At 47.3% G+C, this 22,906-nt stretch carries 16 protein-coding genes; 11 read left to right on the top strand and 5 right to left on the bottom strand.

Annotated elements, in window-relative coordinates; all coding sequences use genetic code 11:
• Window positions 1-19: 19 nt before the first annotated feature.
• The 5 genes from FXO21_RS00185 to FXO21_RS00165 are packed head-to-tail and all read left to right on the top strand — an operon-like array spanning window position 20 to window position 7,696.
• Window positions 20-2,476, top strand: a complete 2,457-nt coding sequence (locus FXO21_RS00185) for a glycoside hydrolase family 95 protein (protein ID WP_149643293.1) — start codon at window positions 20-22, stop codon at window positions 2,474-2,476.
• A 32-nt stretch (window positions 2,477-2,508) separates the two neighbouring features.
• Complete coding sequence (locus FXO21_RS00180) at window positions 2,509-4,194, top strand: glycoside hydrolase family 43 protein (protein WP_149638203.1); 1,686 nt, start codon at window positions 2,509-2,511, stop codon at window positions 4,192-4,194.
• Between the two features lie 53 nt (window positions 4,195-4,247).
• Window positions 4,248-4,769, top strand: a complete 522-nt coding sequence (locus FXO21_RS00175; RefSeq protein WP_149638202.1) for a VOC family protein — start codon at window positions 4,248-4,250, stop codon at window positions 4,767-4,769.
• Between the two features lie 24 nt (window positions 4,770-4,793).
• Window positions 4,794-5,708, top strand: coding sequence for a ThuA domain-containing protein (locus FXO21_RS00170; protein ID WP_192579120.1), 915 nt, complete (start codon window positions 4,794-4,796; stop codon window positions 5,706-5,708).
• Between the two features lie 53 nt (window positions 5,709-5,761).
• Window positions 5,762-7,696: an alpha/beta hydrolase-fold protein gene (locus tag FXO21_RS00165; protein ID WP_149638200.1), complete on the top strand. Its 1,935-nt coding sequence runs from the start codon at window positions 5,762-5,764 to the stop codon at window positions 7,694-7,696.
• A 178-nt stretch (window positions 7,697-7,874) separates the two neighbouring features.
• On the opposite strand, the gene FXO21_RS00160 is transcribed toward FXO21_RS00165, so the two are convergent.
• Window positions 7,875-8,372, bottom strand: a complete 498-nt coding sequence (locus tag FXO21_RS00160) for a hypothetical protein (protein ID WP_149638199.1) — start codon at window positions 8,370-8,372, stop codon at window positions 7,875-7,877.
• Window positions 8,373-8,772: 400 nt separating this feature from the next.
• Between FXO21_RS00160 and FXO21_RS00155 the strand changes: the two genes are divergently transcribed.
• The 4 genes from FXO21_RS00155 (at window position 8,773) to FXO21_RS00140 (ending at window position 14,157) form a co-directional block, all read left to right on the top strand.
• On the top strand, window positions 8,773-9,177 hold the full coding sequence (locus tag FXO21_RS00155) for a response regulator (RefSeq protein WP_149638198.1): 405 nt from the start codon (window positions 8,773-8,775) through the stop codon (window positions 9,175-9,177).
• Between the two features lie 536 nt (window positions 9,178-9,713).
• Entirely contained in the window at window positions 9,714-10,346 is a 633-nt protein-coding gene (locus FXO21_RS00150; RefSeq protein ID WP_149638197.1) for a response regulator transcription factor, read from the top strand.
• Window positions 10,347-10,391: 45 nt separating this feature from the next.
• The gene (locus FXO21_RS00145; protein ID WP_149638196.1) at window positions 10,392-13,445 is read left to right on the top strand and encodes a sensor histidine kinase; all 3,054 of its coding nucleotides are present in this window, start codon (window positions 10,392-10,394) and stop codon (window positions 13,443-13,445) included.
• A gap of 166 nt (window positions 13,446-13,611) precedes the next feature.
• Window positions 13,612-14,157 carry an alpha/beta fold hydrolase gene (locus FXO21_RS00140; protein WP_149638195.1) on the top strand — a complete coding sequence of 182 codons (546 nt, stop codon included), beginning with the start codon at window positions 13,612-13,614 and terminating at the stop codon, window positions 14,155-14,157.
• An 18-nt stretch (window positions 14,158-14,175) separates the two neighbouring features.
• Here the strand turns inward: FXO21_RS00140 and FXO21_RS00135 are convergent, their stop codons facing one another.
• On the bottom strand, window positions 14,176-15,048 hold the full coding sequence (locus tag FXO21_RS00135) for a DUF808 domain-containing protein (RefSeq protein WP_149638194.1): 873 nt from the start codon (window positions 15,046-15,048) through the stop codon (window positions 14,176-14,178).
• Between the two features lie 151 nt (window positions 15,049-15,199).
• Between FXO21_RS00135 and FXO21_RS00130 the strand changes: the two genes are divergently transcribed.
• Window positions 15,200-15,628 carry a methyltransferase domain-containing protein gene (locus FXO21_RS00130; protein ID WP_149638193.1) on the top strand — a complete coding sequence of 143 codons (429 nt, stop codon included), beginning with the start codon at window positions 15,200-15,202 and terminating at the stop codon, window positions 15,626-15,628.
• Between the two features lie 55 nt (window positions 15,629-15,683).
• Here FXO21_RS00130 and FXO21_RS00125 read toward each other — a convergent pair whose 3' ends face one another.
• Window positions 15,684-17,258 carry a hypothetical protein gene (locus tag FXO21_RS00125; RefSeq protein WP_149638192.1) on the bottom strand — a complete coding sequence of 525 codons (1,575 nt, stop codon included), beginning with the start codon at window positions 17,256-17,258 and terminating at the stop codon, window positions 15,684-15,686.
• A gap of 199 nt (window positions 17,259-17,457) precedes the next feature.
• On the opposite strand from FXO21_RS00125, the gene FXO21_RS00120 reads away from it, so the two are divergent.
• Complete coding sequence (locus FXO21_RS00120; RefSeq protein WP_192579119.1) at window positions 17,458-18,861, top strand: TlpA family protein disulfide reductase; 1,404 nt, start codon at window positions 17,458-17,460, stop codon at window positions 18,859-18,861.
• A gap of 10 nt (window positions 18,862-18,871) precedes the next feature.
• Here the strand turns inward: FXO21_RS00120 and FXO21_RS00115 are convergent, their stop codons facing one another.
• Window positions 18,872-19,930 carry a phytase gene (locus FXO21_RS00115; RefSeq protein ID WP_149638190.1) on the bottom strand — a complete coding sequence of 353 codons (1,059 nt, stop codon included), beginning with the start codon at window positions 19,928-19,930 and terminating at the stop codon, window positions 18,872-18,874.
• A gap of 68 nt (window positions 19,931-19,998) precedes the next feature.
• Entirely contained in the window at window positions 19,999-22,827 is a 2,829-nt protein-coding gene (locus tag FXO21_RS00110) for a TonB-dependent receptor (protein WP_149638189.1), read from the bottom strand.
• Window positions 22,828-22,906: the final 79 nt, after the last annotated feature.

Raw genomic sequence — 22,906 nt, 5'->3', positions numbered from 1 at the left:
ATTTGATAGTATTGATATGATGCGATTATTTTTCTGCCTTTTATTACTGATTACAACCGTTGGATTCGGCCAGACAAACCGGGCACTAAAACTTTGGTATAACCAGCCTTCGGGCAAAACCTGGGAGAATGCATTGCCGATTGGTAATGGCAGACTGGGAGGGATGGTATATGGCAACGTGGCCGATGAGCGGATACAGCTTAATGAAGGCACATTATGGTCGGGTGGCCCGAACCGGAATGACAACCCCGACGCACTGGCCGCGCTGCCAGAGATCCGCAGATTGATTTTTGAAGGAAAACAAAAAGAAGCCGAAAAACTGGCCAATAAGGCAATTATTACTAAAAAATCGCACGGGCAAATGTTTCAGCCTGCTGGCGAGCTGCATCTAAACTTTCCGGGACATGAGCAATATGAGGCATACTATCGCGAGCTGGACATGGAGCGGGCCGTGGCGAAAACGATTTATAAAGTCAATGGCGTAATATTCACGCGGGAAGTCCTCGCATCATTTCCGGACCAGGTGATGGTAGTGCATTTGACGGCCGATAAACCTGGTAAGTTGTCCTTTGCGGCATCCTATTCTACATTACATGCTCAGCCGGAAATCAGAACCACGCCGGGCAGGGAGTTGGTCCTTGCCGGCAGAGGTTCCGATCATGAAGGCGTGACCGGAGCGGTGAAGTTCAAAGTGATCACGAAAGTTAAAAACGATGGTGGTAACGTGTCTGCAACTGATACTTCACTGGTTATCAACGGAGCCGATGCAGCAACAATATTCATTTCGATCGCGACCAACTTCAAGGATTACCGGGATGTAAGCGGTGATGAAAACGCATTGGCGGCTTCCTATTTGAACAGGGCGTATTCCAAATCATACGACGCGATCTTGAAACCGCACATTGCAGCCTTTCAGAAATACTTCAATCGTGTAAAATTCGACCTGGGAACATCAGAAGCAGCCAATCTTCCAACTGACGAACGCTTGAAAAGCTTCCGGAATGTGAATGATCCGGGGCTGGTCACTCTGTATTATCAATATGGCCGTTACCTGCTGATTTCCAGCTCGCAGCCGGGCGGACAGCCTGCCAATTTGCAGGGGATCTGGAACAATAAGATGAGGCCGCCGTGGGATAGTAAGTACACGATCAACATTAATGCGCAGATGAATTACTGGCCGGCAGAGAAGACCAATCTTTCTGAACTGCACGAGCCTTTCCTGAAAATGGTACAGGAGCTTTCGCAAACCGGGCAGCAGACCGCAAAGGATATGTACGGCGCAAGAGGCTGGATGGCGCACCATAATACCGATATCTGGCGGGCAACCGGCGCAATTGACGGCGCATTCTGGGGTATGTGGATCGCTGGCGGTGCCTGGACGAGTCAGCATCTTTGGGAACATTATCTGTACACCGGCGACAAGGCTTATCTGGCAAGAATATATCCGGTACTAAAAGGAGCAGCTACTTTTTATGTAGATTTTCTCATAAATCATCCCAAATATCACTGGCTGGTTGCAAACCCCGGCAGCTCTCCCGAAAACGCTCCCGCCGCGCACGAAGGCTCTTCACTGGATGCCGGCACGACGATGGATAATCAGATCGCTTTTGACATTTTCAGTACGACCATTCGCGCAGCGGAAATATTGAAAAAAGATGCAGCTTTCGTTGATACGCTCAGACAAAAACGCAAACAACTGCCGCCAATGCATGTCGGCCAGTACGGACAATTGCAGGAGTGGCTCGACGACGTCGACGATCCCAACGACCACCACCGCCACGTCTCGCATTTGTACGGTTTGTTTCCGTCGGTGCAAATTTCCCCGTATCGAACCCCCGAGCTTTTCGCCGCGGCACGGACTACTTTAATGCAGCGAGGTGATGTTTCCACAGGATGGAGCATGGGCTGGAAGGTAAACTGGTGGGCCAGGCTGCAAGACGGAAATCACGCATTTACATTGATCCAAAACCAGCTTTCCCCGCTCGGCACGAACAAGGAAGGCGGGGGAACTTACAATAATCTTTTCGACGCACACCCGCCATTCCAGATCGACGGCAACTTTGGGTGTACTTCCGGCATTACCGAAATGCTGATGCAAAGTGCCGATGGGGCAATTCATTTGTTACCAGCGCTGCCGGACGTTTGGAAAGAGGGCAGCATTGGCGGCATCCTTGCATTAGGCGGGTTTGAGATCGTCGATATGCAATGGGCCGGCGGTAAGCTCACTAAGGTAGAAATTCGGTCCAAACTGGGTGGGAACCTTCGGTTACGGGTGCCCAATGCAGTGAAGCTGGCTGGCGGTGCAACACTGAACAAAGCCACCGGGCAGAACCCAAATGCATTTTATATCACCGAGGATACGCCTGCGGCCGTCGTTTCACCCAAAGCCGCAAAGGCAACTCAACCTTTGAAGGAAACATTGATTTACGATGTCCCTACACAGGCTGGGAAAGTGTATTCCTTTCTAGCCCAATAACCTTTTTTACCTGCTGATTAAGCCACAAAAACATGAACAAGCGATTTGCTCAGGCTGTTTTTACAGTATTTTTTCTTGTGATAAGTTATGCTGCTACGGCGCAGACAACCACGATTGTAAACCCAATCCTGACGGGCTTCTATCCCGACCCGAGCGTGGTGCAGGTCGGGAAGGACTATTATCTGGTCAATTCGACTTTCTCCTACTTTCCGGGTATCCCTGTATTTCACAGCAAGGATTTAAAAAACTGGAAGCAGATCGGGAATGTGATCGATCGTCCGTCGCAAATGGATTTCATAGGTGAAAAACTGACCCGCGGTCTTTTTGCACCAGCGATCAGTTACCATAACGGCACTTTTTATGTCACCTGCACCGATATTGATCATGACGGTAATTTTGTGGTCACGTCCAAAAATCCGGCAGGCCCGTGGAGCAACCCGGTCCGTGTCCCGCAGGTTCGGGGGATCGATCCGTCGCTCTTTTTTGATGACGATAATAAAGCTTACATCGTTTATAACAGCGATGCGCCGGGGAGCAAATCCTTGTATCCGGGCCACAGGACAATCCGCATTTATGAAATTGACCCCGTAACGTTGAAAGTGATCGGGGAGGAAAAACAGTTGGTCAATGGCGGGGTGGACCTTAGCAAAAAGCCTGTCTGGATCGAAGCGCCACACATTATGAAGCGTTTTGGCTGGTATTACCTGTACGCGGCCGAAGGCGGCACGTCCGTCAATCATACTGAAGTGGTATTTCGCAGCAAATCCGTTTGGGGACCGTACGTGCCGTATGAAAACAATCCTATTTTGACGCAAATGGGACTTCCCGAAGACCGGAAAGATCCGGTCACTTCCGCAGGCCATGCGCAGTTTGTAGATGGGCCGGATGGTAAAACGTATGCTATTTTTCTCGCTGTAAGGCCTTATGAAGGAGATTATTACAATACCGGACGGGAAACTTTCATAGCACCCGTCACCTGGAAAGACGAGTGGCCGATTATTAATCCGGATACCAAAGAAATTCAATATCAATACAAGGTGCCATTCAGTGAAGTGAAGCAGAAAGGAGCGCTTCCGCAGGCAGGGAACTTTGCCTATACACTCACTTTTGAGAAATCGCTGGACCCGGCATTGCTTTTCATGCGTACCATCGACAGCAGCTCATTTTCACTTTCCAAAAAAAACGGCCTGACCCTGAAATTGAAGCCGGAGACCATTATGGATCTGGGTAACCCCTCCTTTATCGGTAAACGCCAGCAACATTTATACTGCACCACTGAAACCGAGCTTGACTTTTCAGCTCAATCAGAAAAAGAAAAGGCAGGTCTGACCATTTTTCAGGACGAGCGCCATTTTTATTTTATCAGTAAATCAGTGGATCAGGGCAAACCTGTGATCCAGCTTTACAAAAGCAATCCGAAGGACAAGGAAATGGAATTGCTTACTCAAATGCCGCTTGCCGACGCATCGCCAATTAAACTGCGTATCGTGGCCGACGGAGGGACTTGCAGCTTTTATTTTTCCAATGGTACTTCCTGGCAACTGCTGAAAGACAAGCTCGATGCCAAATTCCTGAGTACCAAAGAAGCAGGCGGTTTTATTGGTTGTTTGTTTGGCATGTATGCGACTTCATCCGGCGAAAAAACGACCAACTCTGCCTCTTTTAAATACCTGAAATACAGCGGCAATGATCCCATGTTCGAAAAGGTTTCGAAATAATATCCAGCTGTCAAACTGGTATCTCCCGTGCGTTCAACAATCAATTTTTAAATATGCAAAAGTCAATATCCGCATTCTGCCTGTTCTTTTTTATGCTGCTGTTCGGCAGTGCTACTTACGCGCAATCCAATTTTTCCAGCAGGCTCATCGGCGTTGGCGTCGTGGTCTCCGACATGGAGCGTTCGCTTGATTTTTATGTCGAAGGGATTGGCATGGTTAAAACGGGAAATTTTACGATCAATGAAGATTTTGGAAAACGCTCGGGCCTGACCAATGGTGTGGCTGTGGATGTCAACATTCTTAAACTCGAAAACAGCCCGGAAGCCAACGAATGGAAGCTGATGAGTTTCGGCAAAAAGGCAGCGCATCCCCGGCCTAAATACATTCAGGACGATACGGGAATGCAATACATTACGATCCAGGTCAAAGCGCTCAAACCGGTCATTGAGCGGTTGAAACAGCAAAAAGTGGATTTTCTGGGTAATACGCCAACCGCATTGAACCAGAAACTACACTTCGTTCTGGTACAAGATCCCGACGGCAACTTTGTGGAGCTGATCGGCCCAATGGAATAAAATGGTACTAACTGTAAAATGCTCATGCTCAAATCACATTTTTTCTTCACGCTGATCTGCCTCGGTCTTTGTTCTGCCCGGGCACAGAAATCCGGGCCGATCCCGGTCCTGATCGTGGACGGTTTCAGTAACCATGACTGGAAACAGACTACCGCTGTAACGAAGTGGATACTGGAAGAAAGCGGACGCTTCCAAGTGGATGTTAGTACCATTCCCGCCGATTCCGTGGAACGTGCAGGCTGGAATCCCGTATTTGCTAAGTATGCTGTTGTGATCCAGAATACCAATAATATTCAGAACACCCGGCTTAAATGGCCGGCCGGAGCGGAGCGGCAGCTGGAAGAGTATGTGAAGGGAGGTGGTGGGCTGTATATTCTGCATTCAGGTAACAATGCATTCCCGCATTGGAAAGAATATGACAAAATGATCGGCCTGGGATGGCGTAAAAGTTCAGAAGGCTACGCGCTTGAAATTGGTCCGTCCAGTAGCGTGATCAGGATACCGCCTGGCGAGGGACAGGGGACTGGCCATGGCGACAGGTTTAATGCGCTTATTCAAATATTGAATCCTCATCCTATCAATAAGGGCTATCCCAGCCAATGGCAGACAGCAAATACGGAGGTATACTATTTCCCTCGCGGGCCGGCCGAGAACCTGACGGTGCTGTCGTTTGCCTATGATAGTACCAGTACAAAGCGGACCTGGCCGGTTGAATGGGTAGTTAGTTATGGTGCGGGGCGGGTCTACAATTCAAGTCTGGGACATTTATGGAAGGGAGAGTTTTATCCGCCGGCGTATCGTTGTGTGGGCTATCAGACGACGGTGATCAGGGCTACGGAATGGCTGGCCACAGGCAAAGTAAGCTATCCCGTACCCGCGCAATTTCCAACCGCAAAAAAGCAAAGCCTCCGGGCTGAGGATACATTTAAATCCCCATAGCTGCCTTACGGCTATTTTTCAATCAACCCGAAAACCATTAAAAATCTAAACTAATGAGAAGACTTATCTTGCTGGCAATGAACGTGATAGTGCTGGCAACTGTCACCAATGCTCAAAATGCCCTGATGGAAATGCCGAAGGGTTACGACTCGGTGCGCCCGGATGTTGCGGTCGGAAAATTGGACAGTGTTCAATATGTATCCAAAACGGTGGGTACCTCGCGCAAAGCACTGGTTTACACACCGCCCGGTTACTCCAAAAAGAAAAAATACCCCGTGCTGTACCTGCTGCACGGCATTGGTGGCGATGAAAAAGAGTGGCTCAAAGGCGGAAACCCGCAACTGATCCTCGATAATTTACTTGCCGAAAAGAAGATCGAGCCGATGATCGTGGTGATGCCGAATGGCCGGGCAATGAAAGACGACCGGGCGACAGGCAACATCATGGCGCCGGATAAAGTAGCCGCTTTCGCGACTTTCGAAAAAGACCTGCTGACAGATCTCATTCCGTTTATTGAAAAGAAATACGCCACACTGAATGACAGGGAGCACCGCGCGATCGCGGGCCTTTCGATGGGTGGGGGACAGTCGCTGAACTTCGGGCTGGGTAACCTGGACCAGTTTGCGTGGGTAGGCGGGTTTTCGTCGGCTCCCAATACCAAAAAACCGGAAGAGCTGATGCCTGACCCCGGGGAAACGAAAAAGAAACTGAAATTACTCTGGATTTCCTGCGGCGACAATGACAGACTGATCTCGTTCAGCAAACGGACGCACGACTATTTGTTCGAGCATAGTGTGCCTCACGTTTATTACATAGAGCCGGGGGTGCATGATTTTAAAGTCTGGAAAAACGGGCTTTATATGTTCTCTCAATTTTTGTTCAAACCCGTTGATATAGCCTCTCTGCCCAAATATACCTTGCTAGGCACGCCGGCTTCTACCAATGTCCGCTCGTCGAAATACCCTCAGATCTTGCCCGACAACCGTGTCATATTCAAAGTAAAAGCCCCGCAAGCGCAGAAAGTACAGATCGATCTCGGTAAAAAATATGATATGGTGAAGGATACGGCAGGGCTGTGGACGGTAACGACAGATTCCATTGGTGAGGGCTTCCATTATTATTCGCTGCTGATCGACGGGGTTGCGCTGGCAGATCCGGCGAGCGAGACGTTCTACGGGATGGGAAGAATGGCCAGTGGTATTGAAATACCTTTCCGCGGCGGTTCTTACTATGCGATGCGTGAGGTACCGCATGGAGAAATCAGGATCAAAAGCTACCTGTCCAAAGCAAGCAACAGCTGGCGTGAAATGTACGTGTATACCCCGCCGGGTTACGACCAATCCACCGAGAAATATCCCGTACTGTATCTTTTACATGGCGGCGGCGAGGATCAGCGGGGTTGGGCAACTCAGGGGAAAACAAACCTGATTCTAGACAACCTGATTGCGGAGGGTAAGGCAAAACCGATGATCATCGTGATGATGGATGGAAATCCGGGCAATCCGATGGGGCCTGGCAGTATGGCAACAGCGGGTGATGGTTTTTTGAAAATTTTCGAAAGTGAATTGAAAATGGGCGCGATACCCTTCGTTGAAAGCAGCTTACGGGTGCAGGCTGATGCGGCGCACCGGGCTCTTGCGGGCCTTTCCATGGGTGGCATACAAACGTTATATGCGGGTGTGAAAAACACGGATTTGTTTTCGTCACTGGGCGTATTCAGTTCGGGCTGGTTTGCGAACAACGATGCCTTGTCCGGCCCGCATTACGAATTTGCCAAAACCAACGCAACGACCATCAATAGCAATCTCAAAAACTTCTGGATCTCAATGGGCGGATCGGAAGACATTGCCTACAAGAATTGCAAGATCATGCTTTCGAAGTATGACGAGCTGGGGATTAAATACAAATACAGCGAGTACCGCGGCGGACATACCTGGCCGGTGTGGCGGCACGATTTATTTGAATTTTCGCAGCTGTTATTTAAGTAAGATTTGTTCCGAAAATCATTTTCAACTGTTTCCATTTTGAAAATGGTTGCGTCACCTGGCTGTTCACTACTGTGGCTGATATTCCGGAGATTCTTATTAATCATTTGTCCATCATGTATCTACACCTATTTTAAGATGAAGCCGGTAAATGAGCAGGCAACTTCCCCGCGGCAGCGGACTACCTGTATTTTTTAACGCGGACCCGAATAACAGGTCCCGATTTCCATTGGGACAGGTCCACATACGCGGCGTCGGGCACTACGGGGCCTCTCGGCCACGGGCGGGCATAGCCATAAAAGGGCCTGTCCAAAGACTCAGTTCCCACTTTATCCCGGGGAGCGTCATTGTGAAAGACGCTGGAAGTGGTTCCGTTCGGATTGAACACGACCGACGTATTTCCGTTGCGAAAAGCGGTGGAATGTGTCCCGTCAGGGTTCACGATAACCGATGTATTACCATTGTGAAAAGCAGTAGCGTGCGTTCCGTTCGGGTTTACGATGATCGAGGTATTGCCATTGTGAAAAGCAGTAGCGTGCGTTCCGTTAGAATTTACGATGACAGAAGTGGCACCGTTATTGATAATATGAGAGTGCGTCCCATCCGAATTGACCGCAACGCCTTGAGCATGGGAAACGAGCGTAAAGGTCAGCATTGCCAATGTCAGTCTTAGTTTCATGTGCAAGTGGCGATGATTTTATGTAACCAATTTAAACATAAAAATTGTCATCGTTCTCATCAATCGTACACTAACACGCATTGAAAGGAGCAGGATCAGGTCATGAGTCGAAGCTGTTGAAGGTTATCGAGCTTTATCGTAGAACTAGTTGATTTTTGCACTTAATTTTTTTAAATCACGAATGCATGGTTTTTAATTGACATTTCAATTTTTTGCAATGCTGAATCAAAGCCCGTCAGATACATTTGTCCTGAGATTTGATCCGGGATTAGCTTACACTCGCATCTGCTGGTTTACAGGCATGCTGATCTGGCTTAATTAATAGAAATAGCAGCTGTATGCTACCTGCAAGAGCCCGGAAATAATTGAGATCAACGTTCAAAACAAAAATATTCCAGGCATGACGATTGCACTCATTGATAACCATCCGGTATTTCGTACGGGTATCAGGACCATACTAACAAGTCAGTTTGAAAATGTAGTCATGTTGGAAACAGGGAGTATTCAATCTTTCTCGGGCGGGATACAGCAGGAGGCTGTCGACATCATTATCATCGGCCTGTCGGAAGAACAACCTGAAATTGACCGCAGTGCATTGAAAAAAGCCATTAAGAATAACCCCATGGCCGCGGTGATCCTGTATTATGCGCACAATCCGGGCTTTAAGTTTGCCAGTTCGCTAATCCGCAGCGGCGTCAAAGGGTTTCTTATTAAAAGTGGCGGAGCCAGCGATCTTGCTGTGTGCGTCAACTCGATTCTCTCCGGTGAACCTTACGTTTGCCATCACGTCCGGGCGCTGGCTTAGACGGACAAGCTCATTTCCCCCGGCGATTGCCGTCTTTACCCAGTAGTTAGTTACCGGCTCATAACCTATGCCGGTGCTACCTTATAAGCCCTCACCCCCCATCGGTTTCCGGCTACGCTGCAAACTTTATCTGACGGACAATAGTGGTGCGGGCATGACGCTATTACAGTTTCATTCCTGAAAAAAAATCTCCGGCCTTCAAAAAGAAAGGCAGTGGGTTGGCGTGGGAACCGGGCTGCAAATCATATCTCCCGGCAGGACCGGGAGATGATCAGGTACTCTATGTTACAAAATCAATCCATTTACTTATGATTGCGATGGTCTGTTATACCTTGTCAGGGGTATATTTCATAAGCCCGTCGTGCGTAAAGGTAATGCGTATAACCGGGGACGGCATTGCGAAAGATTGGATGGTTAGCTAAAATCTGTGCTGTTTTTTATTAAATAAATTTAATAATTTATAGAAGTACTACGATGAACGAATTTTTTATATTATTGCCGGGCACAGTCGGAAATCAATTTTTAGTCCATTTAGAATGAGCATTCAGATCATTATCGCAGAGGACCACCCGCTCGTATCGGCAGGAATGCAGTTTTTGTTGACTACCCACAATCCGGATATGGTGGTCACGTGCACGGCTGATTTTTCCAAGACCATCGCGATCCTGGAAAAACGCAGGTTCGACTTGCTGATCATGGACATTAACCTGCCCGGAGGCGATAAGGTGAGTATGGTCAGCTCGGCCAGGCTGCGGCAGCCGGAGCTGCCAATTCTGGTGTGTTCGAGCTATGATGAGCATTTGTATGCATTACCTTTCCTGAAAGCTGGCGCCAATGGGTACATTTCCAAAACATCTATCAATGAGGATTTTACCAGGGCGGTGGATCAGGTCCTTGGCGGGCGCGTTTATGCAAGTCCCGAGGTGATGCAGCACGTTTTTCACCAGTTACTGAATTCCAGGGACACGCAGGATACGGTGATCGACAAGCTTTCAGGAAAAGAACTGGATGTGGCTCAGCTTTTGGTCAAAGGGCATTCCACCAAGGCGATCGGCGAAACACTACACCTTTCAGCCTCGTCGATCAGCATTTATAAATCTAAAATTTTTGAAAAGCTCGGGATAACCAACCTACTGGAACTGACAAAATATTTTAAGGTAAACGAATAATGTAGTTGTCAGGGACGTCTTGAACTCTAATCTTTTGTAAGCGGCATGATGAAAGCAGGTTTTCTACCCATGCTACTATTGGGGTCAATTTTTGTGCTGACAGGGTTGCCTGCGCCGGGCCAGCAGCCGCCGCAAGGGTACTGGATGCAGCATTTCAACGACGAAAACGGGCTTCCTCAAAACAGCGTGAAAGCGCTGAGCGGGGACCGAAACGGGTTTATCTGGCTTACAACCGAGGCCGGTCTCGTCCGCTTCGATGGGCGCAGATTCGTAACTTTTGAAAGATCGGTGTTGCCAATGTCAACGAATCGTCTCAGAGGGTTCGTCCCAGCTGTTGCGGACGGTGCAAAGCATCAGCAATACCTGTTTTATGCCATCACGGAAAAAAATGAATATATGGGTGTCCTTCCGAACGGATTGGTTTCTGTCGACACTACTTTCTATGACCGTTACCGGAAGCGTAATCCATTTGTCAGCAGTACGATCAGGCACAACAGTATACTGGCCGGCTTGCCTGCGCAGTACCATATAGATCCATTTTATGAGCACTATTTTTTCACCGCCGATGGCCGGACATCCTACATCTGGCAAAACGACCAGGTTACCTGTTTTCGCGACGGTAAACAACTTTACAGCTCAAAAGGCCCTTTCAAAAACGTCATGTTGCTTAACGCCAAACCTTACGGGGTAGATAGCGGGGGAAATTTCAAAAAGATAGGCGAAGTTACGCAAAGCGCTCTGATCGGAGGCGATATTGTAGCGAACAGCCATTATTCTTCCCGAAAAACGAGTCCCCGCCTGTTTTGGAACAATATATCCCGCCAGGCTTTTCTTTATCTGAACAAATGCTTTTACAGCCTTACGCCGACGGCAAACGGAAACCTGACCACCCGGTTAATCTTAAAGGGTTTCGATTTTGAGAACCTCAATTTCGTAACGGCATTTTTTGATGAACCACATGGTTTTTTGTTCCTGGGAAGTATTACGAAAGGGTTATTTGTTTTCAAAAAAGAGAATTTCGAAACGCACAAACTTGCAAGCGAGGATGCTGATAACGTTTATTATGCACAGTTACCCGTGTCCGGCCGATCGGTGTTTACTTCACAGGGGTACTGGATTACTTCCGGGAATGATGGTATGGGGGCTGTCGCAAAAAGGATTTCCCCGTTTATGGAGCGTTTGGGCAACAAATTTATAATGGCGCAGGAGCGGGACAGCACATTCTGGTCAGGCGTTGGCTTCGATTTGTATAAGCTGGACCGGTTTGGTCAGAAAATTCTGGCGTCTGTAAAATTACCTGAGAAGGCAAAATCTTTATATATAGAGCCTGGGGGCAGGCTCTGGATTGGATGTGAGGATCATTCGATTTATACCCTCGAAAAATCTGAGGGTAAATACCTGCCCCGGAAAATGGTTACCCTGAACGCCAAAGGGATATTGATTATGCAGCGGGAAGACGCTGAAACCATGTTTGTAGGAACTGAGGGTGGTCTTTACAGGCTCAATACCAGGACCGGAGCATTCCGCACTGTAAAGCCTTTTGAGAAAATGACCGTGCGAAGCTTTCACATGACCCGTGAAGGCGCCTGGGTGACTACTTACGGGAATGGAATTTACCTGTTGAGACAGGACAGGGCTATTCATTTCCCGCTGGACAGCGATCGGTTTTTAGCGACTGCGCATTGTATTGTGGAAGATAGAAACGGCTTTTTCTGGATCAATACAAACCATGGACTTTTTCAGGTCGCCAAAAGAGAACTTCTGAATTTTGCAGATGGTAAAATCGACTTTGTTTATTACCAGTATTATGATAAGCGACACGGTTTTTTGTCCAATGAATTCAATGGTGGATGTCAGCCATGCGCTGTGAGGCTTTCGGATGGGACGGTATCCTTTCCTTCCATGGACGGTTTGGTTTGGTTTAAACCTGAAAGAATCGAGCCGGAACTTCCGGACAATAGTATATTTGTTAGCGCAATTCAGGAAGACACAATTGGGTTGCAAGTAAAAGATTCGCTGCAAATTTCGCGGGATTTCGAGCAGCTAAGATTGACCGTTACAACGCCTTATCTGGGGAATGAAAAGAATGTCCGCATGCATTATAAGTTGTCTGGAACGGGCCGCGAGGAAAACTGGATTCCCGTGAATCCGGATCTTATTATTGCAATCACCAACGTGCCTTATGGTGACTACGTGCTGAAAATCCGGAAAGTAAATGGTTTTAATCCAGGTGATTATACCTATAAATCATTGTATCTGCATGTTCATCGCGCCTGGTATGAAACATGGTGGTTCCGGGCATTGGCAATCGCTTTGATAGCGGGCCTGTTTATGGTATCAGTCCGGTTCAGATCAGCATATCACATCAGAAAAGAACGCGAGGCTAATCTCATACGTCATTACCGGGTGATCAGCCAGATTATAGCTGCGGTTAACCACGACATTCAGACTCCGCTGCATTACATCAGTTTCTCGCTGAAACAATTTAACACATACGTGCACAGACAGACTGACGTTGATCCGCTGATTGTGGTTATGAGCGATGAAACGCTTAATACGTCGCAAAGATTAAATACACTTACCAGGAACCTGCTCGATTACATCAAGCTGCAAAGCAAATCTCCGTCAGCTCGCCGACAAATAGGGCCTGTTAACGTAGCGGAATTGGTTTCCTCGGTTACGGAACTGTTTACTGCGATTGCAGCACAAAGAGAAGTTCGTATCAAAACGATGATTGACCCGGCTGTCACGGTACAAAGTGACGCTAGCTTACTTTCGATTATTGTTCATAATTTAATCGACAATGCGTTGAAAGTCAGTCGGTATCAAATCAACATATCAGCGGTCGCCGAGGCAGGACAAACCCGGATTGTGATTGAAGATGATGGAGGGGGAATACCGGCAGACCAGATGATGTGGTTAAATAAGAACTACAAATCTTATGAAGAATGGCTTTACGCCTCCCGCAACCCAGCCCAAAAAGGGATCGGCCTGGTCATCGTGAAAGATTTGTGCGTGCTGCTCGGCATCGACATTGAAGTTAGCTTGCCTGGGGAAAAGAAAACAATGATCGTGCTTACCTTCACTGGTAAAAGCTAACTGACTGCGCTGGCACCTTGACGGCCAGAATCCCGCCCAACTAGCTCTCGAGGCAGCCGGATATTGTCACAGCCTCCCCCTGCAATTGGCTCGAATACACTGCTTCACTGGCAGCAGAAACAAGTAATTTTAAACCATTGTCCGGTATTCAAATTCTGTTAAGACTATGGAACAGCAAGTAACTTTTTTTCACGGTGGCGGTTCTGCGGAGGATTATGAGGCAGATGAAAAGCTTGTCGCTTCGCTGAGATCACAACTGGGATCGGGTTATTCCGTTCAATATCCATTTCTGCCCGACGACGGAACGCCGGATCTGGGGCGCCGCAGGCAGATCAGCGAGGAGATTTCGGCAGGTCCGGATGGGCTTATTGTGGTTGCTCACTCACTCGGAGCTTCGATGTTACTCGCTTACCTCTCCGAAACGGAGATCACCAAAAAAATCGCAGGCATTTTTTTGCTGGCGACACCCTTCTGGGAAGGGAAGGAGGACTGGGTCGAGCCGTTCAGGTTAAAATCAGGCTTTGCAAAGAAAATTGACAAGAAAATTGCTTTGTTCTTTTATCATTGCCAGGACGATGAAGAGGTCCCGTTTGCGCAGCTTTCGAGTTATAAAAAGCAGCTTTCCTGGGCCCATTACCGGGAATTCGCAACCGGCGGCCATCAATTCGGCGACGATCTTACAGCAGTTGCACGCGACATCATGGCAATATAAAAGAAGCCGCCCGGAGGCCTATTTTCCTTTCAAAAACAGCTTTTTGAAGCCAGTCACCAACAGGAAAACGACCAGTCCCATTACCAGACCAAACCCGAATTCCCTGGCAATATCAGGGAGTTGTGGAAACAGGTGGTGGAAGTAATCAATGTTATGGGCAAAAATCCCTCCGGCAACTAAAATCAAAGCTATTGTGCCCACTACTGACAGAAACTTGATCATCAGTGGTAACGCCTTGACAAGCAGGTGCCCCAATTTTGCGAAGAAACCTTTATCGTTTGATTTTTTAATCAACCTGTAACCGGCATCATCCGATCTTACGATCAGCGCAACGATACCGTAAACGCCCACCGTTGCCAGCAATGCCACCGCAGACACAGTCAATATCTGAATAGTCAGATTCTCTCCCGCTACACTCCCTAATGCGATGATGACGATTTCTACTGAAAGTATAAAGTCGGTTGTTACCGCGGATTTTATTTTTTCCTTCTCATTTTCGAGATCAACGGCACTCCCATGCGGCGTCTCCTTGATAACCGTGTGCTCCGTTTTGGGACGGTGAAAAAAGAACTCAATGATTTTTTCAACACCTTCATAAGCCAGGTAAAGCCCTCCAAGAATCAGGATATAATTGATGGCAGTCGGCAAAAAAGCACTTAGCAGCAACGCCACCGGAACGATAATCAGCTTGTTGATAAGCGAGCCTTTGGTGATGGCCCACAACACCGGCAATTCACGGTCGGATAAAAAGCCTGTGGCTTTCTCTGCATTCACGGCCAGATCGTCTCCAAGTATACCCGCAGTCTTTCGCGTTGCGACTTTTGTTGCTAGCGCAACATCATCCATTAAAAAAGCTATATCATCTAAAATTGCAAAAAATCCTGACGCCATTTTTGGTTTTACTTGTGGGTTATCATTTAATTCAGTTCAGTTTTAATAGCTAAAACTGTTCCAGGTCTGGTATCGATGTGCGAAGGTAGTAAACGATAATGTACTTAGCATGCCAGCTGAACGATCTGTTCCAAGAAAATCAGGATAGAAAATGGCAGCTAAAATTTCTTCCCGGCTTCGGGAAATTGTAAACGCGTTACCGCTTACCGATGGCATCCGAATTCTGGAAATAGGCTGCGGCCCGGGTGCCGCCGCACGTGAAATAGCTGCCCGCATTGGAAATGGGCATATAATGGGCATTGATCGTTCCGAAAAGGCTATTAGTCAGGCAGTTGAAAGCAGCGGGAGCGAAATATCAGCCGGCACATTGTCATTCAGGGTTTCAAAAATTGAGGATTTTGAGCTGGAAAGGAGCGAGCCACTTTTCGACATTGCTTTTGCTGTGCGCGTAGGTGCGCTAGACGGCCGCCATCCCGAAATAGAAAAATTGGCAAAGACGCAGATCAAAAAAGCATTAAAGCCAACCGGCAGGTTGTATATAGACGGCGGGAAGCCACTGAAAGAAGTTCGGCTTGACTGACATGATCATGACAGCTCGGGCGGCATCGGGCAGTACATAATTTGTCGGTTTCGGTTTAATTTTTCTGTTCGATTTTAAATCCATTCCCTAATGTTTGATAATTATATTTCACAAAAATGCTTTTACCGGCAGCCCTTTTTTGGTTTTGATATAGTTTATAAAATGAAATGGGCTTCTCAATGAAATATCGTTCGGTCGGGTCATATTCCACATTTCCAATTTGGTGATCTCTGATAAATCTTCGTAGTTCCAGGGTTGAAAGAAAATGCGCTGACGTTTCCCTCGTTTTGTTACCCATCACTATTTCTATCGCTTTTACCTTTCTGTCAGATTGCAGGTAAACGTCGCTTAGCTGCGTGGTCAAAATTACCAGTGATATCGAAGCGGAAACCAGTATGCAGACCGGAATAAAACGGGGCAGGATTTTCTTGTCCAGCTCGAACGATAAAAACAGATAAATAGCAATAGAAGGAATAATGTAATATCTGATCGAAGTACCGGTAGTGAAGAGAGAAAAAACACCCAGGTAGGTGGCGATCAGTATAGCAATCAGGTTTTTATCCCCGGCAACAATATTTTTTATCAGAAGAAACAAAAAGGATCCGAACAGGAAGAATCCACATGCAGTCGCCAGCAAATGCATGGGTTTGGAAGGTTGATAGGAAAATAAGTTTGTTATTAAAGCTGTGTTAGAAAATACCTGTGAGATACTGAGGCCATGAAATATGCAGAACGCTAAGATCGACAATAGCAGGAATGCGTTAAAAAAATGCGGTTTTATCTTTATTCTCTGGATCCAAACCAGAATCGGAGTCACAGTTATTGTAATTTGTTTGATAAAAATACTCTCGAAAAATAGCAGTACCGGGACGATCACAAATATTCCGTTTCCATAACTTGCCCAAATGTCATTCACCAGAAATTTCAGGTAAAGGACTTGCACACATATATTTAAAAAATTTACTGCCAGTATCGCCGTCACATGGTGTTTGTCAACCTGATTATTCAGGTAAACCCAGATACCGATTCCGATCAAAAGCGCAAGGGGCAACGAAGCGAACAGGATATGGTTATACGAGCCTAAGAGGTTGATCAGCAGAAATGCGAAAACCGTAATAGTCCGTGGTCGGTTTTGCGAAAAAATGATATAAAACAGGCCGAGCTGTAATAGCAAAAAAAGATAACTGAATGTAGTGACTTCCCAGGCGAGTTTAGGGTAAAGAACAAAAATACTTGACTGCATAATCAGTAATTTGAATACGGTCAGCATCCGGTATTTTTGATATTTTAAGAAAATCATTACTGCAATAAATAGTGCTGAAAAGTTCAGTATCACACCTGGTAGGCGCAACTGAAAAACGCCTATCCCAAAATATTTGAATGTAATAAAGGAAACCAGACTTTGCAGGATACCGGTATAAAATGTCATACCGACGGGGCTTTTAATACCTTTTTCTGAATATGAATTTGCTGTCAGCCCAAACCATGCTTCATCTCCGTGCAGCCCGGGCAATTCTTCCAGCCGGAATAGCCAGAATGAAAGAAAGCATAGCAATGCCGCTGCTGTTAGCATCAGTGTCAACAATCGACCCGCATCTTTGGAAATCAGGAATGTAAAAGGTTTTTTCAAATTCAAGGGTTGCGTATTCGCTCGGTTCTAATTTCCGCAAAATATCCTGTTTGTCGCGTGATACCAGTTTTTACCTACTTTACGGTAGCAGGTCGGGTTGCTTTCTGCGCTTAGTTAATGAAGTTGAAATGATTTATATATCGATAATATGCATATATTATTATCTTGCATTTGTCTGTGACATGTTTTGTAGATGAATATGAAAACACTATCAATGCTGCTTTTCTGTCTGTGCGTTGCGGCTACTTCGGACGGAAAAACCAATGTCATCATCTCGGGGAAAGTTACCTCAGACTTCTCGAAAGTCGTGCTCCGCGATTTCAACTATTTTTTGCAGGAGGATATCATTTTCAGCGAGTCCGCCGTAAGCGAAAAGGATAGTTCGTTCATCCTGAACTTTGCGATTGACGAGCCACGCGAGCTGATGATTCTGAATGCACCTGTGTTTGTAACACCAGGAGATACTATCGAACTGTTGACAGACGGCTTCAAAGTCCTGCTTGCAACTGGCAGGAATAAAAGCAACTATTTGTTCTTTTCCGCATTAAAAGCCATTAAGCAGACTTATCCGCAGCTCGAAGAAAAATACAGCAACGACTGGAAGCTTTACAGAGAGGATCTGTACCGAAATTATATTCGGAACGAGTCGCTGCGAGACAGCCTGGCTTCCGCCCTGGTACCGACGGATGAGCTTGCGAGCTATTCGCAGCAACAGCTGACCTGCCAATACTTGGGTATATTGCTCGGTACAGGGAATGCGCGTATCGCAAACAGATCGGTTCGCCAGTCTTATCTCGCTTCATTGGACAGGGACCAGATCGCCCGAAACCTGAAATCCGGACAAAAAAGTGCACCGATCACGCAAAATAGAGCGTGGCAAGAAATGGTTGATGCTGCCATATTATTTGAAACCGGCAGACACGCGACCAGTGCAAATAAGCTCAGGGACATGGTCGCCGTAGCGAATAAGTACCTGGACGATCAGCATCAGGGCATTTACATTGTATATGCATTGGAAAGATATTACCGGGAGGCCGTAAACGGATTCGAGTCTACGCTAGTAGATAGCCTTACCAATATTGCAGACATTAAGCTTGGTCAGTCGCAAGCTTTTAGATCAAAGCTGCTGGCTTTTAAGAAGAAAATCAATGCGCACAGATTAGTGCTCGCCGATAGTGTATTGCAGGCGCCACTGAGAACTCCTGGTCGCCATACGGTCATTTTAGACGAATTGCTGGAAGCGGGCCAAATTGTGGTCCTCGATTTTTGGGCCAGTTGGTGCGGGCCGTGTATACAGGACAGGAAGGATGGAGCAGCTACTTATGCTTTGTTTAAAGAAAACAATGTGTCTGTAATGAGCATATCCATAGATGAGTCCGATGAAATTTGGCTGAAAGCCCTTCAAAGGTTCAGTTTCAATCACAACGAATTCTTACTCGAAAGCTTCCGGCTTACCGCACTGGCGAGAATGATCAACCTAACAAATATACCCCGGACCATTATAGTCGGCCCGAATAAGGAAGTGCTTGCCCTGGATGCTCCCAGACTGGCTGATACGTTCCGCTGGCATCAATTGCTAAAACAATACCAAACCAGCAGATAATTGTAAAAAATCACATGCTGTCGCCGATGATATCTTCCCATTTATAATAATGAAACACCTTACCTTCCGACATCACTACAAAAAGTCCTTTGGGAAATTCAGGAGACAGTGCCAGGCTGGTAACGTCTGAGCCATCGCTCTTGTGGGCGGCTACCTTTACTGTTTTTACCAGCGTATGCGCGTGCGGATCTGCCGCTGTTCCTTCTCTTTTAAATATATAAAATTGATCAGCGCCCTGATCTGAAACGAGCAGGTAACCCGTTTTCGGGCCGGTCTTGTAGATGGAAATTCCTTCATTGTCTTCCGTAAACCCGGTATTTGTGATCAATGTCAGCTCTTTACTGCTGCTGTCGGGATCTGCGTGGTATTTACGCACGCCTACTTGTTCGTCGGAGTAGTAAACGTACCCCATTTCATTATCGACTGCGATGGATTCTATTTCCTTCTTGCCGCTGTATTTGCCGAATTTCCGCACCAGATCAGCCTTTACATTTCCCTTTCCATCGTCTTGCAGCCGGTATTGCCAGAGGTAACCTTCCTTTGGCCCGTTTTTCCTGCCTACGATCGCAAATATCGCTTTATCTGATGGGCGTGTATAGAGTGAAATTCCCATTGGAGCCTGCATCGAATCGCCTTTGAAAACCTCGATTCCACCGAGATCGATCGCTTTCATATCGGGAAGGCTGAATATGCGGATCTTGTTTGCGGCCCTTTCGGTTGCCACAGCGATATCGGTCGGCTTACCCGAAAGCATCAGTCCGTAAGCGATATCGACGTTATTGGGGCGTTTGAGGTTTTTAACTACTTTCTCTTGCTGGATCTTCCCGGCCAGGTCAAACACATATAACCCGCCGTCTTCATCCTTGTCCGTGCCGATGATCAGACTTTTGGATGCGTCCTGCGGATTGATCCAGATCGCCGGATCGTCGGTATCATGCACGACAGAATCTGTGATCACAACCGGCTGAACAATAGTGGAATCCGTAGCCGCTGATTGCTCGGAAGACTGGCGGTTGCAAGCAGTAAGGGTTAAAATGGCAAAAAGGGCAACAATAGAATAGAAATGCATTGATATTGGTGTTTGAATAAAAAACGGGCGGTACTGTGCGCACCGCCCAGATAAGAGGGTTTTTATAGCTATTTGGTCATGTCAAATTTCAAACCAAAATTAAACCTCGGCCTGTAATACTCTGCCTGCGTAGTCCTGGCAGAGATACTTTGGTAGTAGCGGAGAGGTTGATTGGTCAGGTTGTTGGCTTCTGCAAATAGTCTCAGGTTTTTGGTCACCTTATAAGCTGCATTGGCATCAAGGAAAAACTGTTTGTCGTAGTAAATATCATCAAAATCTTCACCGCCTAATGCATCCAGGTACGCAGCGGTATAGTTCGCGGATAGTCTGGCCGAGAAGCGTTTGTTTTCCCACGACAGCGATGCATTGAACATATGCGGTGCAGTACCAGGCAGGGAAACGTCTGTTCTGGCGTCCCCGTCTTCATTATACACACCCTCCGCAAAGGACTTGGTGAAAGTGTAGTTGGTGTAAATTCCAAAGTTCTTCAAAAAGCCCGGAAGGAAATCGAGCTGGCGCTGGAAGGCTAGCTCAAACCCGAAAACATTCACATTATCCCCGTTTCTGGATTGCAGAAAATCCCACTGCTGCCCGTCTGAGATCGGATTGGTTACGCTGGGGAAGTCGGCCGCAAAAGCAGCTTCCGAATATTGCTGGTTGCGATAGGTGTAAATGAAATTTTTGAGGTTTTTGTAAAAAACACCACCAGAGATCAGTCCAACGGATTCGAAGTAATTTTCCGCCATCAGGTCGAAATTCCATGAGTAGGTTGCTTTCAGGTCGGGATTACCGGCTGAAATTTCCTGATCACCCGGAATAATGCTGATGTAGGGAGCGAGTGCGTAATAATTTGGCCTGGCCAGCGCGGTAGTTGCTGCTAACCTGAGGATGAAGTTTTCGGTCGCGTTGTAACGGAAAGATACGCTCGGCAGTACATTTAAATAATTGTTTTCAACCGAACGCGCGCCTGCCAGTTCTTCCTCATCTTCAATGATGTTGCCGGTATAGTCAATGGAAGTATTTTCAAACCTGACACCCAGGATCATGGACAGTTTCTCACTGAAATCCTGGTCAAAGCGGACATATCCTGCCACGATATTTTCTTTCGCATTGTAATTTGCCCCAAGGAACTCACCGGGAACCGGCTCTGCTTCGAATTCGGCTGTATTGGTCAGGTTGAGGTTACCCAGAAAGGTTTTGGAAGCAAACAAACCCGGTACCAGGTGCGAGCCAGCCTGAAATTTGTCGCCCGGCCAGTTGACCGTAGCTGCATCGCCCAGGGTAGCAATTGCATCTTCATTGACAGGGGAGTATTCGTAAAAAACGTTGTTCCTGTCCTTCGTTTTTAACCGCAATCGTGCGCCTACACGCATTCTGCCTTTCTGGTCCGCAATAATGGAAAGCGGGAAACGCAGGTTGACCTTGGCACCCAGTTCGGTTTCTTCGGTAAAATCGTGGTTCTCCGTAATCTCGTTTAGTCCCAGTGTTCTGTCGTCCAGCCCGGCGGATGACAGGAGCGGGGAACGTGAATCACCATTGTAGCTCAACTTGTTACCGCCTTCGCGGAAGTCGATATACCGTTCGTTCGGCCTGTCTTCACTTGCCGTTGAATAGCTGACGGACCAGTCCAGATCTACTTTGGGGCTTAGTAAATGGTCGCCCCGCAGCGAATAATTCTGCACCGTTTGCCTTTCGAGGCGGCCGCCTTTGTTTTTATTGTTATCAATACCTCCCTTGGTCTGCCTGGCTATGCGGCCCTCGAACCCTGTAATCTGGTCGCTATCGTTGTAAAGCGGTTCAATGTCATCGATTCGGAGGCGGTAGCGGTTCTCGATATCGTCGCGCCAGTTGTACATCGCATTGGCGGTTATGGTATGGTTCTGGCCCAATTTGAAATCGAATGCAGCGGAAAGACTTCTCCGGATACGCTGCACATCGTATTTTCTGATATCCGTCTCATTGATAAATACATTGCCAAAATCGTCCTTCGCCCAAACAGCCTCTACATCGTCGGAACCATAATTGTTATTGTTGTAAGAACCGCTCAGTACCATTCCGATCGCATTTTTGGCAAACCGGTTGGCGTAAACAAAACCGCCCGTATAAAGCGCCTTGCCGCGGATCGGGTTGAAGCCCGACGAGAGCGTAGCCGAAATCCGCTGGCTGTTCGGTGCCGCGCGGGTTACCAAGTTCACGGAACCGCCGATCGCGTCCGCGTCCATATCCGGCGTAAGGGTTTTATTGACCTCAATAGTCGAGATCATATCGGAAGGGATCAGGTCCATTTGCACCCGCCTGTTGTCGCCCTCGGCGGAAGGTATCCGGTCGCCGTTCAAGGTAACTGAGTTAAGCTCAGGGGCAAGGCCGCGTACAATGATATTTCTTGCTTCACCCTGGTCATTCTGCATGGTAATGCCTGGTACCCGCTTCAATGCGTCGCCGATGTTGGAATCGGGGAAGCGTCCTACCTGATCGGAGGAAATGATATTGGTAATATTGTCGTTGTTTCGCTGCTGGTTAAGCGCCTTCGCCTGGCCTTTGAGCCGGTCGCCCAACACCAGTACCTCATTGATATCCAGACCGCCTTCTTCCAGGATAAGCTCGAATGATTCTTTTCCGCCAGCTTCTACCACAATGCTTTGCGCATAATTGCGGTAACCCATATAAGTCGCTTCCAGCTGATAGGTGCCGGGATTTACGTTTAGAAATTCAAACTTGCCGTACACGTCCGAAATTGTGTATTGGTTGCCGGGAGTGATTTTGACGGTCGCGCCGGGCAGTGATAGTTTTTGGGCATCCATGATCTTTCCTGAAACCAGGGCCTTTTGTCCGAAACAAAGCGGGGAGGCAAACAGGAGGGGTAGTAGTAAGATCGGTAGTAGTAAAGTTCTTTTCATCGGCCTGATTTTAGTAATCCGCAAAAATCACTGACTAATGTTACCAGGGCGTGAGGGGAATATTATCAAATTATCAAGA

The sequence above is a fragment of the Dyadobacter sp. UC 10 genome (assembly GCF_008369915.1).
Classification (GTDB): Bacteria; Bacteroidota; Bacteroidia; order Cytophagales; family Spirosomataceae; genus Dyadobacter.
Note: the sequence above shows the minus strand (reverse complement) of the source record. Positions and strands in the feature narration are given on the sequence as shown.